12 protein-coding genes are annotated in these 17,911 nt (G+C 70.0%); 5 read left to right on the top strand and 7 right to left on the bottom strand.

The window, feature by feature from the left end; all coding sequences use genetic code 11:
• Nucleotides 1–97: 97 nt before the first annotated feature.
• Complete coding sequence (gene mshC, locus M4D82_RS07590) at nt 98–1,327, top strand: cysteine--1-D-myo-inosityl 2-amino-2-deoxy-alpha-D-glucopyranoside ligase (RefSeq protein ID WP_249765301.1); 1,230 nt, start codon at nt 98–100, stop codon at nt 1,325–1,327.
• Nucleotides 1,328–1,402: 75 nt separating this feature from the next.
• On the opposite strand, the gene M4D82_RS07585 is transcribed toward mshC, so the two are convergent.
• From M4D82_RS07585 to M4D82_RS07565, 5 genes are all read right to left on the bottom strand, one after another.
• Entirely contained in the window at nt 1,403–2,467 is a 1,065-nt protein-coding gene (locus M4D82_RS07585) for a PAC2 family protein (RefSeq protein WP_249765300.1), read from the bottom strand.
• Between the two features lie 127 nt (nt 2,468–2,594).
• Complete coding sequence (locus M4D82_RS07580) at nt 2,595–4,202, bottom strand: glycerol-3-phosphate dehydrogenase/oxidase (protein ID WP_249765299.1); 1,608 nt, start codon at nt 4,200–4,202, stop codon at nt 2,595–2,597.
• A gap of 40 nt (nt 4,203–4,242) precedes the next feature.
• A complete protein-coding gene (gene glpK, locus M4D82_RS07575) occupies nt 4,243–5,769 on the bottom strand; it encodes a glycerol kinase GlpK (RefSeq protein WP_249765298.1) in 1,527 nt (508 codons plus the stop codon).
• Nucleotides 5,770–5,850: 81 nt separating this feature from the next.
• Nucleotides 5,851–6,633 (bottom strand): MIP/aquaporin family protein, encoded by a 783-nt coding sequence (locus M4D82_RS07570; RefSeq protein ID WP_249765297.1) that lies wholly within the window; start codon nt 6,631–6,633, stop codon nt 5,851–5,853.
• Between the two features lie 325 nt (nt 6,634–6,958).
• Nucleotides 6,959–7,726, bottom strand: coding sequence for an IclR family transcriptional regulator (locus M4D82_RS07565; protein ID WP_249765296.1), 768 nt, complete (start codon nt 7,724–7,726; stop codon nt 6,959–6,961).
• A gap of 252 nt (nt 7,727–7,978) precedes the next feature.
• On the opposite strand from M4D82_RS07565, the gene metH reads away from it, so the two are divergent.
• The 4 genes from metH to M4D82_RS07545 all read left to right on the top strand — a co-directional run bounded on the left by metH (nt 7,979) and on the right by M4D82_RS07545 (nt 16,064).
• Entirely contained in the window at nt 7,979–11,491 is a 3,513-nt protein-coding gene (gene metH / locus M4D82_RS07560) for a methionine synthase (protein WP_249765295.1), read from the top strand.
• Nucleotides 11,492–11,603: 112 nt separating this feature from the next.
• The gene (locus M4D82_RS07555) at nt 11,604–12,305 is read left to right on the top strand and encodes an HAD family hydrolase (RefSeq protein WP_249765294.1); all 702 of its coding nucleotides are present in this window, start codon (nt 11,604–11,606) and stop codon (nt 12,303–12,305) included.
• Between the two features lie 481 nt (nt 12,306–12,786).
• On the top strand, nt 12,787–14,391 hold the full coding sequence (locus M4D82_RS07550) for an ABC transporter substrate-binding protein (RefSeq protein ID WP_249765293.1): 1,605 nt from the start codon (nt 12,787–12,789) through the stop codon (nt 14,389–14,391).
• An 89-nt stretch (nt 14,392–14,480) separates the two neighbouring features.
• Nucleotides 14,481–16,064 (top strand): ABC transporter substrate-binding protein, encoded by a 1,584-nt coding sequence (locus M4D82_RS07545; RefSeq protein ID WP_249765292.1) that lies wholly within the window; start codon nt 14,481–14,483, stop codon nt 16,062–16,064.
• Nucleotides 16,065–16,147: 83 nt separating this feature from the next.
• On the opposite strand, the gene M4D82_RS07540 is transcribed toward M4D82_RS07545, so the two are convergent.
• Nucleotides 16,148–16,819 (bottom strand): response regulator, encoded by a 672-nt coding sequence (locus M4D82_RS07540; protein WP_249765291.1) that lies wholly within the window; start codon nt 16,817–16,819, stop codon nt 16,148–16,150.
• Between the two features lie 63 nt (nt 16,820–16,882).
• Nucleotides 16,883–17,875, bottom strand: a complete 993-nt coding sequence (locus tag M4D82_RS07535; protein WP_502988886.1) for a RecB family exonuclease — start codon at nt 17,873–17,875, stop codon at nt 16,883–16,885.
• Nucleotides 17,876–17,911 lie beyond the last annotated feature (36 nt).

Below are 17,911 nucleotides of genomic sequence, written 5' to 3'. Positions count from 1 at the left end.
CGAACGCATAGATCCGGCCGGATCGCAAGAGTGCCGATCCGGCCAACAGTGCTGGTCCGGTTCGTTTCCGGAACACCCGTCCGGTTAGGCTCGATGCATGCATGCCTGGCCCGCTTCTGAGGTCCCCGCCCTGCCCGGCAAGGGCCGCGACCTCCAGATCCACGACACCGCGACCCGGGGGACGATCACCCTCGACCCCGGTCCCGTCGCCCGCCTCTACGTCTGTGGCATCACCCCGTACGACGCGACCCACATCGGTCACGCGGCGACCTACAACGCGTTCGACCTCGTGCAGCGCGTGTGGCTCGACAACAAGCGGCAGGTCCACTACGTCCAGAACGTCACCGACGTCGACGATCCCCTGCTGGTGCGGGCGCAGCGCGACGGACACGACTGGACCGCGCTCGCCGAGCGCGAGACGGCCCTCTTCCGCGAGGACATGACCGCCCTGCGGATGCTGCCTCCGCAGCACTACATCGGAGCCGTCGAGGCCATACCCGGCATCGTGCCGCTGGTCGAACGGCTGCGGGACGCGGGCGCCGCGTACGAGCTCGACGGCGACGTCTACTTCTCCGTGGAGTCGGACCCGCACTTCGGCGGGGTCTCCCACCTCGACGTCCAGGCGATGCGGCTGCTGTCCGCGGAGCGCGGCGGCGACCCGGACCGTCCGGGCAAGAAGAACCCGCTCGACCCGATGCTGTGGATGGCGGCGCGTCCCGGCGAGCCCAGCTGGGACGGGGCCTCCCTGGGCCGCGGCCGGCCGGGCTGGCACATCGAGTGCGTGGCCATCGCCCTGGACCACCTGGGCATGGGCTTCGACATCCAGGGCGGCGGCTCCGACCTGGCCTTCCCGCACCACGAGATGGGCGCCTCGCACGCGCAGGCCCTGACCGGCGAGTTCCCCATGGCCAAGGCCTACGTCCACGCGGGCATGGTCGCGCTGAACGGCGAGAAGATGTCGAAGTCCAAGGGCAACCTGGTCTTCGTGTCCGCGCTGCGCCGCTCCGGCGTCGACCCGGCGGCCATCCGCCTGGCCCTGCTGGCGCACCACTACCGCGCCGACTGGGAGTGGACGGACTCCGTCCTGGAGGAGGCCGTGGCCCGCCTGGAGCGCTGGCGCGCGGCCGTCTCCCGCCCGGACGGGCTCCCGGCGGACGCCCTGGTCGAGGAGGTCCGCGAGGCCCTCGCCCGCGACCTGGACGCCCCGGCGGCGCTGGCGGCCGTGGACCGCTGGGTCGAGCTCCAGCTCGCCTCCGGCGGGGACGACGAATCGGCCCCCGGCCTGGTCTCCCGTACGGTCGACGCGCTGCTCGGCGTGGCCCTGTAGCCACCCGCACGACACGGAAACGCCGGCGGGGCTGGATGATCCAGCCCCGCCGGCGTCCGTCTGTCGGGCCTACGCCTAAGGGGTCTGCGGGGCGTCGCCCCCCGGCTCCTCCTCCGCCGGGCCCGCCGCCGGCGGCTGCGACTCCTCCCCGGAGCCGGAGCCGGAGCCGGATCCGGTCTCGGTGCCCGTGCCGGCGCCCGCGCCCGATCCGGAGGCGTCCGGCTTGCGCTTCGGCGGGCGCGTGAGCCCGCTCGACGTGTCGCGCAGGTACGATCCGTCACCGGGCTCGGCGGTCGCGGACGGGTCCCGGCGGCGCAGGTAGCGTTCGAACTCCCGGGCGATCGCGTCACCCGAGGCCTCCGGCAGGTCCGCCGTGTCCCGGGCCTCCTCCAGCGTCTGGACGTACTCGGCGACCTCGCTGTCCTCGGCGGCCAGCTGGTCCACGCCCAGCTGCCAGGCCCGCGCGTCCTCCGGCAGCTCGCCCAGCGGGATCCTGATGTCGATCAGGTCCTCCAGCCGGTTCAGCAGCGCCAACGTCGCCTTCGGGTTCGGCGGCTGCGACACGTAGTGCGGCACCGCCGCCCACAGCGACACCGCCGGGACGCCCGCGTGCGTACACGCCTCCTGGAGCACGCCCACGATCCCCGTCGGGCCCTCGTACTTCGTCTCCTCCAGGTCCATCGTCCGCGCCAGGTCCGCGTCCGAGGTGACCCCGCTCACCGGCACCGGCCGGGTGTGCGGGGTGTCCCCGAGCAGCGCGCCGAGGATGACGACCATCTCCACGCCCAGCTCGTGCGCGAAGCCCAGCAGTTCGTTGCAGAACGAGCGCCAGCGCATGGACGGCTCGATGCCCCGTACGAGCACCAGGTCGCGCGGTTTCGCGCCGCCGATCCGGACCACCGAAAGCCGCGTCGTCGGCCAGGTGATCTTCCTGACCCCGTTGTCCAGCCACACCGTCGGCCGGTTGACCTGGAAGTCGTAGTAGTCCTCGGCGTCCAGCGCCGCGAAGACCTCGCCCTTCCACTCCCGGTCCAGGTGCGCCACCGCACCGGAGGCGGCGTCACCCGCGTCGTTCCAGCCCTCGAACGCGGCCACCATGACCGGGTCGATCAGCTCGGGCACGCCCTCAAGCTCGATCACCCAGGTCTCCTTCCGAAGTTCCCTTGTGTACAAGGGCCAGCCTAAGCCTTGGGGGCGCGCGGGCCACAGCCCACGACAGAGGGGCGGTTCCCCTCGGAACCGCCCCTCTTCCCCACCTGCGTGACGGCTATGCCTTGCCGCCCAGCATCTCCTCGACACGGGCCCGAACGGCCTCGTCGTCCAGGCCGCGGACCGTCACCGTCGTACGGCGACGCAGCACGTCGTCGACGGTCTCGGCCCACTCGAAGTCACGGGCGTAGGCGACCTGCGCCCAGATCTCCGGACCGTCCGGGTGGATGCGCTCGGCCAGCGCCGCGTCCTCGTTCGCCAGGCGCGCGACGTCGAAGGCCAGCGAGCCGTAGTGCGAGGCCAGGTGACGGGCCGTCAGCGGATCCATACGGGCACCCGGGTCGCGGTCCACCAGCAGACGGTGCGCCACCGCGTTCGGGTTGGCGACACCGGGCAGCGCGATCCGGCGCACCAGGGACTTCACCGGCTCCATGTCCTCGGTCAGCGGGCTGCCGGGGAGCTTGGCCAGCTTGTCCATGACGACACGGCCGATGTGACGGTACGTCGTCCACTTGCCGCCGGCGACCGACAGCATGCCGCCCGCGCCCTCGGAGACCACCGTCTCGCGCTTGGCCTTCTCGACGCCGCCGGGGCCGCCGGGCAGCACCCGCAGGCCCGCGAAGGCGTACGTCATCAGCGAGCGGTCCAGGTCCGCGTCCTTCACCGAGAACGCCGCCTCGTCGAGGATCTGCTGGATGTCCGACTCGGTGGCGCGCACGTCCGCCGGGTCGCCCTCGTAGACCTCGTCGGTCGTGCCGAGCAGGAGCTGGTCCTCCCACGGCAGGGCGAAGGTGATGCGGTACTTGTCGATCGGGGTGGCCATGGCGGCCTTCCAAGGCGACTTGCGCTTCATGACGATGTGCGCGCCCTTGGAGAGGCGGATCGACGGCATCGCGTGCTTGTCTTCCATGCGCCGCAGGTGGTCCACCCACGGGCCGGTGGCGTTGAGCACGACGCGCGCGTCGACACCGAACTCGGTGCCGTCGAGGCGGTCCTTCAGCTCGGCGCCGCTGACCCGGCCGCGCGTCATGCGCAGGCCGGTGACCTCGGCGTGGTTGAGGACGACCGCACCCGACTCGACCGCGGCGCGGACCGTCATGACGGCCACGCGCGAGTCGTTCATCTGGTGGTCGTAGTAGACGGCGACGGCCTTCAGGTTGTCCGTCTTCAGACCCGGGTTGTCGGCCGCGGCGCGGGCGGGCGAGATGACCTTGCCCATGCCGTCGCCGAAGGCCGAGAGCGCCGAGTACGCGAACACGCCCGCGCCCAGCTTCGCCGCGCCGACCGGACCGCCCTTGTACACGGGCAGGTAGAAGGTCAGCGGGTTGACCAGGTGCGGGGCCACGTCCTTGGCCAGTACCCGGCGCTCGTGGTGGTTCTCCGCGACCAGCTTGACCGCACCGGTCTGCAGGTAGCGCAGGCCACCGTGGACGAGCTTGGAGGAGGCGGAGGAGGTGGCGCCGGCGAAGTCGCCGGCGTCCACCATGGCGACCCGCAGACCCGACTGCGCGGCGTGCCAGGCCACGGAGGTGCCCAGGATGCCACCGCCGATGACGAGCAGGTCGTAGGTGGCCTTCGACAGCTGCTCACGGGTCTCGGCGCGGCTCGCGTTCGAGCCGGCGGTCGGGTGCGTACCCAGTGCGGGAACGCTCTGCAGGGTGCTCATATCTCTTTCAGCTCCTCGTCGATTGACTCAGCCGGTGCGGTCAGCTGGCGTCTTCGTCGTCGATCCAGCCCATGGACCGCTCTACGGCCTTGAGCCAGTTCTTGTACTCGCGGTCCCGCTGCTCGGCGGGCATCCGCGGGGTCCATTCCGCCGCGCGGCGCCAGTTGGCGCGCAGGGCGTCGGTGTCGGGCCAGAAGCCGACGGCCAGGCCGGCGGCGTAGGCGGCGCCGAGACAGGTGGTCTCGGCGACCATCGGGCGCACCACCGGGGCGTCCAGGAAGTCCGAGAGCGTCTGCATCAGCAGGTTGTTGGAGGTCATACCACCGTCGACCTTGAGGGCCGCCAGCTCGACGCCGGAGTCCTTGGTCATGGCGTCGGTGATCTCGCGGGTCTGCCAGGCGGTGGCCTCCAGGACGGCACGGGCGATGTGCGCCTTGGTGACGTACCGGGTGAGGCCGGCGATCACACCGCGGGCGTCGGAGCGCCAGTACGGGGCGAACAGGCCGGAGAAGGCCGGTACGAAGTAGGCGCCGCCGTTGTCCTCGACGGAGAGCGCGAGCGTCTCGATCTCGGCGGCGGTCTTGATCATGCCCATCTGGTCGCGCATCCACTGGACGAGCGAGCCGGTGACGGCGATGGAGCCCTCCAGCGCGTAGACCGGCTTCGCGTCGCCGATCTGGTAGCCGACCGTGGTCAGCAGGCCGCTGTAGGAGTTGATGATCTTGTCGCCGGTGTTCATCAGCATGAACGTGCCGGTGCCGTAGGTGGACTTCGCCTCGCCCTCGGCGAAGCAGGTCTGGCCGAAGAGGGCGGCCTGCTGGTCACCGAGCGCGGAGGCGACCGGGACGCCGGCGAGGACGCCTTCCTTGACGTGGCCGTAGACCTCGGCGGAGGACCTGATCTCGGGGAGGACGTTGAGCGGCACCTCCATGGACTCGGCGATGCGCTCGTCCCAGGCCAGGGTGTGCAGGTTCATCAGCATGGTGCGCGAGGCGTTGGTGACGTCGGTGACGTGCACGCCGCCCTGGGCGCCGCCGGTGAGGTTCCAGATGACCCAGGAGTCCATCGTGCCGAAGAGGATGTCGCCGGCCTCGGCGCGCTCGCGCAGGCCCTCGACGTTGTCCAGCAGCCAGCGGACCTTGGGGCCGGCGAAGTAGCTCGCCAGCGGCAGGCCGGTCTCGCGGCGGAAGCGGTCCTGGCCGACGTTGCGACCGAGCTCCTTGCACAGGGCGTCGGTACGGGTGTCCTGCCAGACCAGCGCGTTGTGGACCGGCTCGCCGGTGTTCCGGTCCCACAGGACGGTGGTCTCGCGCTGGTTGGTGATGCCGACGGCCTTGACGTCGGCGGCCGTGATCTCGGCCTTGGCGATGGCGCCGGCGACGACCTCCTGGACGTTGGTCCAGATCTCGGTGGCGTCGTGCTCGACCCAGCCCGGCTTCGGGAAGATCTGCTCGTGCTCCTTCTGGTCGACGGCGACGATGCGGCCGTCGCGGTCGAAGACGATGCAACGGGAGGACGTGGTGCCCTGGTCGATCGCGGCGATGAAGGGGCCGGTGCTGCTGGTCATGGTGGCTGCTCCTGGCAGGTCTGTGGAGTTGGCGGAATCAGGACGGGCGGTGCGGTTACCGCTCATGCTTGCCGATGCTGATCAGGCGAACGCGATGTTGTACAGACCGCCGGCGAGCGCGGCGCCGACGAGCGGGCCGACGACCGGGATCCAGGAGTAGCCCCAGTCCGAGCCGCCCTTGTTGGGCAGCGGGAGCAGGGCGTGGACGATGCGCGGACCGAGGTCGCGGACCGGGTTGATGGCGTAGCCGGTGGGGCCGCCCAGCGAGAGGCCGATGCCGACGACCACGAAGGAGGTGATCAGGACGCCTATGACGCCGAGGCCCTTGCCGCCGTCCTGGAGGCCCTGGGTGAGGATCGCCAGGATGAGGACGGCGGTGCCGATGATCTCGGTCGCGAGGTTCTGGACGACGTTGCGGATCTCGGGGCCCGTGGAGAAGATGCCGAGGACGGGGCCCGCGACGTCGTGCGGGTGCGGGTCCTCCGGGCCGAGCTTGGCGTCGCGGATGTGCTCCGGGTCGGCGAGGTGCACGCGGAACTGGCCGTAGTAGGTCACCCACATGAGGACCGCGCCGAGCATGGCGCCCAGCAGCTGGCCCGCGAAGTAGACCGGGACGTCACCCCACTCGCCGGTCTTGACGGCGATGCCGACGGTGACCGCCGGGTTGAGGTGCGCGCCGGACAGGGGCGCGGAGACGTATGCGGCGATCAGGACGGCGAAACCCCAGCCGAAGGTGATCGCGAGCCAGCCCGCGTTACGGGCCTTGGAGCTCTTGAGCGTGACGGCGGCGCAGACGCCACCGCCGAGCAGTGTGAGCAGGGCGGTACCGATGGTCTCGCCGATGAAGATGTCGGAGCTGGACACCCGCGACTCCTTTGTCTTACGTCCAGGGGTGGGCGGACACCGGGTCCCTCCGGTGGTCCACGCACTCGGTGAGTGCTGCACCGGTCCTTGGCCTCGCCATACCCTAACGCGTATTGCCGGTAGGTGTTCGACAATGCCGACCGATGAACGGCAGTTTTCCGCCTGGGTGAAGAAGGCGTCAAGGGTTGACCAGGTCAAAGAACCGGATCGTTACCACTCGGTACGATCGACCAAAACCGGCCATTGATCGATCGGAAAAAGACAAAATCCACCCAAATGGCGCTCGGACGCGCCATCGGGTGGATCAAAGACCTTCAGGTCAAGCTCAGAACCGGCCCGCCCCGAGGTCGCGCGAAACCGACCTCGCGCAGTCCCGTACGGACGCCACCAGGGACGCCCGCGGCTCCCCGGACTCCCCGCACACCCGCTCCACCGCGCCCGCGACCGCGACGGCGCCCACCGGCATCCGGCGCCGGTCGTGGATCGGCGCCGCCACCGAGGCGATGCCCTCCCAGGTCTCCTCCACGTCGGCGGCCCAGCCGCGCGCCCGCGTCAGCTCCAGGATCTCCTCGAAGCCCGTCGCGTCCGTGACCGTACGGGGCGTGAACGCCTCCCGCTCGACCTCCATCGCCTGGGAGTGCGCCACCGGGTCGTACGCCGACAGCACCTTGCCCAGGGCCGTCGAGTGCAGCGGCTGCATGGCGCCCACCTCCAGCACTTGACGGCTGTCGTCCGGGCGGAAGACGTGGTGCATGATCAGCACCCCGCTCTGGTGCAGCACCCCCACGTAGACGCTCTCGCCGCTCGCCCGCGCCAGGTCGTCCGTCCAGACCAGGGCGCGGGCGCGCAGCTCGTGCACGTCCAGGTAGCTGTTGCCCAGCCGCAGCAGCTCCGCGCCCAGCTGGTAGCGGCCCGAGGCCGGGTCCTGTTCGACGAAGCCCTCGGCCTGCAGGGTGCGCAGGATCCCGTGCGCCGTGCCCTTGGCCAGGCCCAACGCGGACGCCACGTCCGACAGGCCCAGCCGGCGCTCCCCGCCCGCCAGGAGTCGCAGCATCGCAGCGGCTCGTTCGAGCGACTGGATGTTCCGTGCCATCGCGCAGCCTCCTGCTGACGTAGTTCGACAATGCTGAACACTATCGGTCGATGCCGACCTTGTGCATGCTTGGGCTGTTCCCAGGGTGCGGCGCGCCCGTACGCCCCGTACGCGCCCCGCCGGACAGGATGCAGTCCGTTTGGTGGGACGCTCTCACCGGGTGGGGCGCCACACGGTTACCCTGACCGCGTGCGCCCCCGACACAGGCAGGGGTGCAAAGCCGACAGCCGTCGCACTCCAGGGAGCCCCACCATGGCCTCGTTGCCGAACCCGCCCGCAGACACCCAGACCCGGGCCGATGCCCTCCGAGAGGCGCTCGCGACCCGCGTGGTCGTCGCCGACGGAGCCATGGGAACGATGCTCCAGGCGCAGGACCCCACCATGGAGGACTTCCAGCAGCTCGAAGGCTGCAACGAGGTCCTGAACGTGACCCGCCCCGACATCGTGCGCTCCGTCCACGAGGCGTACTTCGGCGTCGGCGTTGACTGCGTGGAGACCAACACCTTCGGCGCCAACTACGCCGCCCTCGCCGAGTACGACATCGCCGAGCGCAACTTCGAGCTGTCCGAGGCCGGCGCGCGCATCGCCCGCGAGGTCGCCGACGAGTTCACCGCTTCCACCGGGCAGCAGCGCTGGGTGCTCGGCTCCATCGGCCCCGGCACCAAGCTGCCCACCCTCGGCCACATCACCTACGGCCAGATCCGTGACGCCTACCAGATCAACGCCGAAGGCCTGATCTCCGGCGGCGCCGACGCGCTGCTCGTCGAGACCACCCAGGACCTCCTGCAGACCAAGTCCTCCATCATCGGCGCCCGCCGCGCCATGGAGGCCCTCGGCGTCAGCGTCCCCCTGATCTGCTCCGTCACCGTCGAGACCACCGGCACCATGCTGCTCGGCTCCGAGATCGGCGCCGCGCTCACCGCGCTGGAACCCCTCGGCATCGACATGATCGGTCTGAACTGCGCCACCGGCCCCGCCGAGATGAGCGAGCACCTGCGCTACCTCGCGCGCAACGCCCGCATCCCGCTCTCCTGCATGCCCAACGCCGGTCTGCCCGTCCTGACCAAGGACGGCGCTCACTACCCGCTGACCGCCCCCGAGCTCGCCGACGCCCAGGAGACCTTCGTCCGCGAGTACGGACTCTCCCTCGTCGGCGGCTGCTGCGGCACCACCCCCGAGCACCTGCGCCAGGTCGTCGAGCGGGTCCGCGGCACGGCCGTCGTCGAGCGCAGCCCGCAGCCGGAGCCCGGCGCCGCCTCGCTCTACCAGACCGTGCCGTTCCGGCAGGACACCTCGTACATGGCCATCGGCGAGCGCACCAACGCCAACGGCTCGAAGAAGTTCCGCGAGGCCATGCTGGAGGCCCGCTGGGACGACTGCGTCGAGATGGCCCGCGACCAGATCCGCGAGGGCGCGCACATGCTCGACCTGTGCGTGGACTACGTCGGCCGCGACGGCGTCGCCGACATGAAGGAGCTGGCCGGCCGCTTCGCCACCGCCTCCACCCTGCCGATCGTCCTGGACTCCACCGAGGTCCCCGTCATCCAGGCCGGCCTGGAGATGCTGGGCGGCCGCGCCGTCATCAACTCGGTCAACTACGAGGACGGCGACGGACCCGACTCCCGCTTCGCCAAGGTCACCCGACTGGCCCGCGAGCACGGCGCCGCGCTGATCGCCCTGACCATCGACGAGGAGGGCCAGGCCCGCACCGTCGAGCACAAGGTGGCCATCGCCGAGCGCCTCATCGAGGACCTCACCACCAACTGGGGCATCCGCGAGTCGGACATCCTCATCGACACCCTGACCTTCACCATCTGCACCGGCCAGGAGGAGTCCCGCAAGGACGGCATCGCCACCATCGAGTCGATCCGCGAACTCAAGCGCCGCCACCCCGACGTCCAGACCACCCTGGGCCTGTCCAACATCTCCTTCGGCCTCAACCCGGCCGCCCGCGTCCTGCTCAACTCCGTCTTCCTCGACGAGTGCGTCAAGGCCGGCCTGGACTCCGCGATCGTCCACGCCTCCAAGATCCTCCCGATCGCCCGGTTCGACGAGGAACAGGTCAACACCGCCCTCGACCTCATCTACGACCGCCGCGAGGGCGACTACGACCCGCTGCAGAAGCTGATGGCCCTCTTCGAGGGCGTCAACACCAAGTCCCTCAAGGCCGGCCGTGCCGAGGAGCTCCTCGCCCTGCCCCTGGAGGAGCGGCTGCGGCGCCGCATCATCGACGGCGAGAAGAACGGCCTGGAGGCCGACCTCGACGAGGCCCTCCAGACCCGCCCCGCCCTCGACATCGTCAACGACACCCTCCTGGAGGGCATGAAGGTCGTCGGCGAGCTGTTCGGCTCCGGCCAGATGCAGCTGCCCTTCGTCCTCCAGTCCGCGGAGGTCATGAAGACGGCGGTGGCGCACCTGGAACCGCACATGGAGAAGAGCGACGACGAGGGCAAGGGCACCATCGTGCTCGCCACCGTCCGCGGCGACGTCCACGACATCGGCAAGAACCTCGTCGACATCATCCTGACCAACAACGGCTACAACGTCGTCAACATCGGCATCAAGCAGCCGGTCTCCGCGATCCTCGAAGCCGCCCAGGAACACAAGGCCGACGTCATCGGCATGTCCGGTCTCCTCGTGAAATCCACCGTGATCATGAAGGAGAACCTGGAGGAGCTCAACCAGCGCAAGCTGGCCGCCGACTACCCCGTCATCCTCGGCGGCGCCGCCCTCACCCGCGCCTACGTCGAACAGGACCTCCACGAGATCTACGAGGGCGAGGTCCGCTACGCCCGCGACGCCTTCGAGGGCCTGCGCCTGATGGACGCCCTCATCGCCGTCAAGCGCGGCGTCCCCGGCGCCACCCTGCCCGAACTCAAGCAGCGCCGCGTCCCCAAGCGGGACACTCCCGTGGTCCAGGTGGAGGAGCCCGAGGAGCCGGGCGCCCGCTCGGACGTCTCCGTCGACAACCCCGTCCCCACCCCGCCGTTCTGGGGAACCCGCGTCGTCAAGGGCATCCCGCTCAAGGACTACGCCTCCTGGCTGGACGAGGGCGCCCTCTTCAAGGGGCAGTGGGGCCTCAAGCAGGCCCGCGCCGGCGGGGCCACGTACGAGGAACTGGTCGAGACGGAGGGCCGCCCGCGCCTGCGCGGCCTCCTGGAGAAGCTGCACACCGAGAACCTCCTCGAAGCGGCCGTCGTCTACGGCTACTTCCCCTGCGTCTCCAAGGGCGACGACCTGATCATCCTCGACGAGCAGGGCAACGAGCGGACCCGCTTCACCTTCCCGCGCCAGCGGCGCGGCCGCCGCCTGTGCCTCGCCGACTTCTTCCGCCCCGAGGAGTCGGGCGAGACGGACGTCGTCGGCCTCCAGGTCGTCACCGTCGGCTCGAAGATCGGCGAGGCCACCGCCAAGCTCTTCGAGGCCGACTCCTACCGCGAATACCTGGAGCTGCACGGCCTGTCCGTCCAGCTCGCCGAGGCCATGGCCGAGTACTGGCACGCCCGCGTCCGCGCGGAGCTGGGCTTCGGCGGCGAGGACCCGGACAAGGTCGAGGACATGTTCGACCTCAAGTACCGCGGCGCCCGCTTCTCCCTGGGCTACGGTGCCTGCCCCGACCTGGAGGACCGCGCCAAGATCGCCGACCTCCTCCAGCCGGAGCGGATCGGCGTCCACCTGTCGGAGGAATTCCAGCTCCACCCCGAACAGTCCACCGACGCCATCGTGATTCACCACCCCGAAGCGAAATATTTCAACGCACGCTGAGGCGTAGCGGCGTACACTGGTCGGTCCCAAACAGGCCGGTCACCTGTTCCCCGGGGGGATGTGCCCACGGGTCCAGGTGACCGGCCTTGTCGTCCCCCAGAGAGGCGCCCGCATGACCAGCACCGTCCCCGCCCCCGTCGCCCGCACGGCCGACGGGCACGCCCTGCAGGCGGTGCTGCTCGACATGGACGGCACCCTCGTCGACACCGAGGGATTCTGGTGGGAGATCGAAGCGGAGATCTTCCGGGAGCTCGGCCACGAACTCGACGACGCCTGGCGTGACATCGTGGTCGGCGGCCCCATGAGCCGCAGCGCCGGCTTCCTCATCGAGGCCACCGGCGCCGACATCGGCCTCGCCGAACTCAGCGTCCTGCTCAACGAGCGCTTCGAGGCCCGCATCGCCGGCCATGTCCCCCTGATGCCCGGCGCCGAACGGCTCCTGAACGAGCTGGCGCGGCACAACGTGCCCACCGCCCTCGTCTCCGCCTCCCACCGCCGCGTCATCGACCAGGTGCTGCGGACCCTCGGCCGCGACCGCTTCCACCTCACCGTCGCCGGCGACGAGGTCCCCCGTACCAAGCCCCACCCGGACCCGTACCTGCTCGCCGCCCGGACCCTCGGCGCGCACCCCTCGCGGTGCGCCGTCATCGAGGACACCGCCACCGGCGTCGCCGCCGCCGAGGCCGCAGGCTGCCGCGTCGTGGCCATCCCCTCCGTCGGGCTCATCGACCCCGCGCCCGGCCGCACCGTCGTCCGCTCCCTGGAGGACGTGGACCTGCCGTTCCTGCGCTCGCTCATCACTCCGATGAACTGAACCGCGCACGCTGCGTACCGAACAGTTCGGGGTCCGCTCCCGGATCGCGCGGGAGGATCTTCCGTGCCCGGCACCGGAGGCCGAAATTCCATCCCCCATCCGCCGCCCGCGCCGGGTGACCTTGGTCACCCGCAGGACCCCCGCCGGGGCCACACCGTGCCCACGCGGCCTTCCCATGTGTCCGGATTGATCATCTCCTGACCGCATCTGCGAAGACACCCGCATGAGCGGTCAGTCCGCTCCCATCACCGTCCGGTTACGTCCCAACTCCTGCCGGTTCCAGCCATCCCGTCCGGGGCCACTAATGTCGACGCGGGCACTACGCACGCACCTCTGCCGCACCGGACACACACCCTGTCGCCGGCGCCGCGTGGACCGATCGTCACACACCGGCCCGATCGTTCCGCCCTGAACGGGCGACCGCAGCGCAGTGCCCTCTACGCCGCTTTGACCAAGTGCCGGGTGAGGGAGTACGTCCAGCATGAACCGCAAGACCATGGTGCTGACGGCCGCGATCGGCCTGCTCACCCCCGCGCTGTCCGCCTGCGGCAGCGCGAGCGGCGGAGGAGCAGCGTCCGGAGCGATCGTCGTCGGCACCACCGACCGGTTCGAGGCCGCCGACTACGCACCCGCCCCGTTCGACCCCGCCTACGCCTACGACGCCGGCGCCTGGAACGTCCTGCGCCAGACCGTCCAGACGCTGATGCACACCCCGCGCGGCGGCGGCCAGCCCGTCCCCGAAGCCGCGTCCGACTGCCGCTTCACCGACACGGGCAACGAGAGCTACCGCTGCACCCTGCGGCCGGGACTGAAGTTCGCGAACGGCGACCCGCTCACCGCCAAGGACGTCAAGTTCTCCATCGACCGCGTCCGCGCGATCAAGGACGAGAACGGCCCCTCCGCGCTCCTCTCCACCCTCGACACCGTCGAGGTCAAGGGCGCCGACACCGTCGTCTTCCACCTGAAGACCGCCGACGCGACCTTCCCCTACAAGCTCTCCACCCCCGCCGCCGGCATCGTCAGCGAGAAGAACTACGAGGCCAGGAAGCTGCGTCCCGGCTTCGCCGTCGACGGCTCCGGCCCCTACACGATGAAGGCGGAGGTCAAGGACAACCACCTCGTCCGCGCCGTCTTCACCAAGAACCCCCACTACAAGGGCGACCTCAAGCTCCACAACGACAAGGTCGAGCTGCGCTCCTTCAACGACTCCGCCACGATGGGCAAGGCCCTCGCCGACGGCGCCGTCCACATGGTCTCGCGCACCCTGGCGCCCTCCCAGATCAGCGAGTTCGCGGCGAAGCCCCCCAAGGGCGTCAAGCTCGTCCCGCTGCCCGGCCTGGAGATCCGCTACCTCGGCTTCAACACCGACGCCCCCGTCGTCAAGGACAAGGCCGTACGCCAGGCCCTCGCCGCCGCCGTCGACCGCAACAACGTCATCTCCAAGGTCTACGGCAAGGCCGCGCAGCCCCTGTACTCCCTCGTCCCCACCGCCGTCGGCGGCCACGTCAACTCCTTCTTCAACCGCTACGGCGAGGCCAACACCGCCAAGGCCGCGAGCATCCTGAAGGAGGCCGGGATCAAGACCCCCGTCAAGCTGACCCTGAACTACACCACGGACCACTACGGCGACGGCACCGCCGCCGAGTTCGAGGCCCTCAAGACCCAGCTCAACTCCACCCAGCTCTTCGACATCACCGTCCAGGGCAAGGAGTGGGGCGAATTCCGCCCCGCGCAGAAGAAGGGCGACTACGCCGCCTACGGGCTCGGCTGGTTCCCCGACTACCCGGACGCCGACAACTTCCTCGCCCCCTTCCTGGAGCAGGACAACTTCCTGGGCACGCCGTACGCCAACAACACGGTGCGCACCAGGCTCATCCCCGAGGCCCGGCGCAACGTCGACCGTACGGTCACCGCGCCCGCGATCACGGAGATGCAGGACATCGTCGCCGAGGACGTGCCCGTCCTGCCCCTGTGGCAGGGCAAGCAGTACGTCGCCGCTCGCGACGGGATCACCGGAGTGGAGTGGTCGGTCAACGCCATCTCCGACCTCCAGCTGTGGGAACTCGGCCGCGGAGTCAGCGGCTGAGACCGGCAGCGACGGCAGCAACGGCAGCATCCGGCGGCGGACGTCGCAGGCCGGCGCAACGACCAGACAAGACTGTGAAGGACATTCGCGTGAAGACACGTAACCAGTGGTTGGCGGCCCCGCTCGGCGCGGCCACCGCCGCAGCGCTGCTCAGCGGTTGCGGTTCCACCGATGGCGCCAACGCCGGCAGCGGCAAGGGCGTGGTCATGGGGATATCCGACAAGGTGAAGTCCGTGGACCCGGCCGCGGGCTACGATCCGGGCTCCTGGCTCCTCTTCAACAACGTCTTCCAGTCGCTGCTCAGCTTCCCCAAGGGCGGCACCACCCCGGAGCCCGACGCCGCGCAGTCCTGCAACTTCGAGGGCGGCGACAGCAAGCAGTACAGGTGCGTCCTGCGCCCGAACCTGAAGTTCAGCAACGGCAACAGCCTGACCTCGAAGGACGTCAAGTTCTCCTTCGAGCGCACCCTGAAGATCAACGACGACAACGGCCCCGCCGTCATGCTCTCGTCGATCGCCGGCATCGACACGCCCGACGAGAAGACCATCGTCTTCCGCCTGAAGACCTCCGACGCGACCTTCCCCAGCAAGATCGCGTCGGGCGCGGGCTCCATCGTCGACCACGCCGAATACCCGGCCGACAAGCTCCGCACCGACAACAAGGCCGTCGGCTCCGGCGTCTACAAGCTCGACTCCATCAGCGACAAGAGCGCGAGCTTCTCCGTCAACGACTCCTACACCGGCAAGGCCAAGGCCAAGAACACCGGCGTCACGCTGAAGTTCTTCAACGGCGACCAGGCCGCCCTGAAGAGCGTCCTCCAGAGCGGCGACGTCGACTTCGCCTTCCGCGGCCTCGCCGCCAAGGACATCGCCGCCCTCTCCGCCACCAAGACCGGCGACCAGAAGATCGACGTCGTCGAGGGCACCGGCGCCGAGGTCGAGCACATGGTCTTCAACGTCAACGACCCCGTCGTCGGCAAGCTGCCCGTGCGCAAGGCCATCGCCTACCTCGTGGACCGCGAGGCCCTCGTCAAGGACGTCTACGCCGGCACCGCCACCCCGCTCTACTCCATCGTCCCGGCGGGCATCGCGGGCCACACCACCCCGTTCTTCGACCGCTACGGCGGCAGCCCGCAGGTGGAGAAGGCCAAGGCCGTCCTCAAGGCCGCCAACATCACCGGCAAGATCAAGCTGACCCTGTGGTCCACGCCGACCCGCTACGGCCCCTCCACCGACCAGCAGTTCCAGGTCATCGCCAAGCAGCTCAACGACAGCGGCCTCTTCGAGGCCGACATGAAGTCCGTCGAGTTCGAGCAGTACGAGAAGGACATCGCGGCCGGCAAGTACGGCGTCTACGTGAAGGGCTGGGTCCCGGACTACCCGGACGCCGACAACTTCACGCAGCCGTTCTTCGGCCCGGACAACGTCCTGAAGAACAACTACGACAACAAGGAGATCAGCGGGACGATCATCCCGTCGACCTCCGCAAAGTCCGACCGGACCTCGGCCAACATGGACTACAACCGGCTCCAGGACATCGTCGCCGACGAGCTGCCGATCCTCCCGCTCTGGCAGGGCAAGCAGTACGCCGTCACCCGCCAGAACGTCAACGGCCTCCAGTGGTCCCTCGACGCCTCCACGGTCTTCCGCTTCTGGGAGATCAGCAAGGGATAGGCTGGCCACCAGGCCACGAACAACGGGCCGGCAACCGCACCACGCGGCTGCCGGCCCGTTCCGTTTCCGACCGAGCCAACGGGCTACCGGGCGCCCGGCCGTACCAGGCCGCTCTCGTACGCGTACACCGCCGCCTGCACCCGGTCGCGCAGGCTCAGCTTCGTCAGCACGTGCCCCACGTGCGTCTTCACCGTCGTCTCGCTGACGAACAGATCCGCCGCGATCTCCGCGTTCGACAGACCGCGCGCCACCAGCTTCAGTACCTCCACCTCGCGCTCCGTCAGCGTCCCCAACGTGTCCGGGACCCGCTCCTCGCCCGACGGCAGATGCCCCGCGTACTTGTCGAGCAGCCGGCGCGTGATGCTCGGCGCGAGCATCGCCTCGCCCCCCGCCACCACCCGGATCGCCTGCACCAGCTCGTCCGCCGGGGCGTCCTTCAACAGGAAGCCGCTCGCGCCGGCCCGTAGGGCCTCCACCACGTACTCGTCCAGGTCGAAGGTCGTCAGCACCAGCACCTTCGCCGGCCCGTCACGCTCCGGACCCGTGATCCGACGCGTCGCCTCCACCCCGTCCATCCGCGGCATCCGGATGTCCATCAACACCACATCGGGCTGCAACGCCCGCACCTGGTCCAGCGCCTGCAGACCGTCCCCGGCCTCACCCACCACCACCAGGTCCTGCTCGGCCTCCAGGATCATCCGGAAACCGGTGCGCAGCAGTGGCTGGTCGTCGACCAGCAGGACGCGGATCGCCACGGGGTACCTCGTATTCGTCGGACGGCTTCGGCGGACGCGCCCCATTCTGCCCTGACCCGAAGATCACGACCCCGCCGGGCGATCCCCCCGCGCGACGACCTCCAACGGGTACACCGGGGGAGTCCCCCCGAACTCCGGACACACCGCCTGGTGATCACACCAGCCGCACAGCTTCGTCGGCCGCGGCCGCCAATCCCCCGTCTCCGTGGCCTCCCGGATCGCGTCCCACAGCGCGTGCAGCTTGCGCTCCACCCGCTCCAGATCCGCGACCACCGGGTCGTACGTCAACACGTCCCCGCTGCCCAGGTACACCAGCTGCAGCCGCCGCGGCACGACACCCTTCAGCCGCCACACCACCAGCGCGTAGAACTTCATCTGGAACAGTGCGCCCTCCGCGTACTGCGGTCGCGGAGCCTTCCCCGTCTTGTAGTCGACGATCCGCACCTCGCCCGTCGGCGCCACGTCGACCCGGTCGATGATCCCGCGCAGCCGCAGCCCCGACTCCAGCTCCGTCTCCACGAAGAACTCCCGCTCCACCGGCTCCAGCCGCGTCGGGTCCTCCAGCGTGAACCACCGCTCCACCAGCGCCTCGGCCTCCGTCAGCCACCGCGCCAGCCCCTCACCCCCGTCGCCCTGCGGGAACAGCTCCGCCAGCTCCGGCTTCGACTCCAGCAACCGGTCCCACTGGGCCGGGATCAAGGCCTTGGCCCGCGGCGCCGTCCGCTCCACCGCGGGGTGGTCGAACAGCCGCTCCAGCACCGCGTGCACCAACGTCCCCCGCGTCGCCGCCGCGCTCGGCTTCTCCGGCAGCCGGTCGATCACCCGGAACCGGTACAGCAGCGGACACTGCATGAAGTCGCCGGCCCGAGACGGGGACAGCGCCATCGGCCGGGAAGCACCCGAAACGGCGTCGGCGGGCACGGGCACACCGGCGGGCGCCTCGACCGAGGCGTCGACCGAGGCATCGGCCGAGGCGTCGAGGGAGGATTCCGCCGCGGCGCCGCCGGAGGCATCCGCACCCTCCGCGCCGGGTACGGGACCGGGGATCGTCGTCATACGCGAAACCCTACGGCCCCACGCCGACAGCACGCG

The organism is Streptomyces sp. RerS4 (genome assembly GCF_023515955.1).
In the GTDB taxonomy this organism is placed as follows: Bacteria; Actinomycetota; Actinomycetes; order Streptomycetales; family Streptomycetaceae; genus Streptomyces.
This window is presented reverse-complemented; position numbering and strand designations above follow the sequence as displayed.

Excerpts from the sequence above, each read along its gene's own strand:
- glpK (WP_249765298.1), bottom strand. The coding sequence starts at position 5,769 with ATGACCAGCAGCACCGGCCCCTTCATCGCCGCGATCGACCAGGGCACC.
- M4D82_RS07535 (WP_502988886.1), bottom strand. The coding sequence starts at position 17,875 with ATGACGACGATCCCCGGTCCCGTACCCGGCGCGGAGGGTGCGGATGCC.
- M4D82_RS07580 (WP_249765299.1), bottom strand. The coding sequence starts at position 4,202 with ATGAGCACCCTGCAGAGCGTTCCCGCACTGGGTACGCACCCGACCGCC.
- mshC (WP_249765301.1), top strand. The coding sequence starts at position 98 with ATGCATGCCTGGCCCGCTTCTGAGGTCCCCGCCCTGCCCGGCAAGGGC.
- M4D82_RS07555 (WP_249765294.1), top strand. The coding sequence starts at position 11,604 with ATGACCAGCACCGTCCCCGCCCCCGTCGCCCGCACGGCCGACGGGCAC.
- metH (WP_249765295.1), top strand. The coding sequence starts at position 7,979 with ATGGCCTCGTTGCCGAACCCGCCCGCAGACACCCAGACCCGGGCCGAT.
- M4D82_RS07550 (WP_249765293.1), top strand. The coding sequence starts at position 12,787 with ATGAACCGCAAGACCATGGTGCTGACGGCCGCGATCGGCCTGCTCACC.
- M4D82_RS07565 (WP_249765296.1), bottom strand. The coding sequence starts at position 7,726 with ATGGCACGGAACATCCAGTCGCTCGAACGAGCCGCTGCGATGCTGCGA.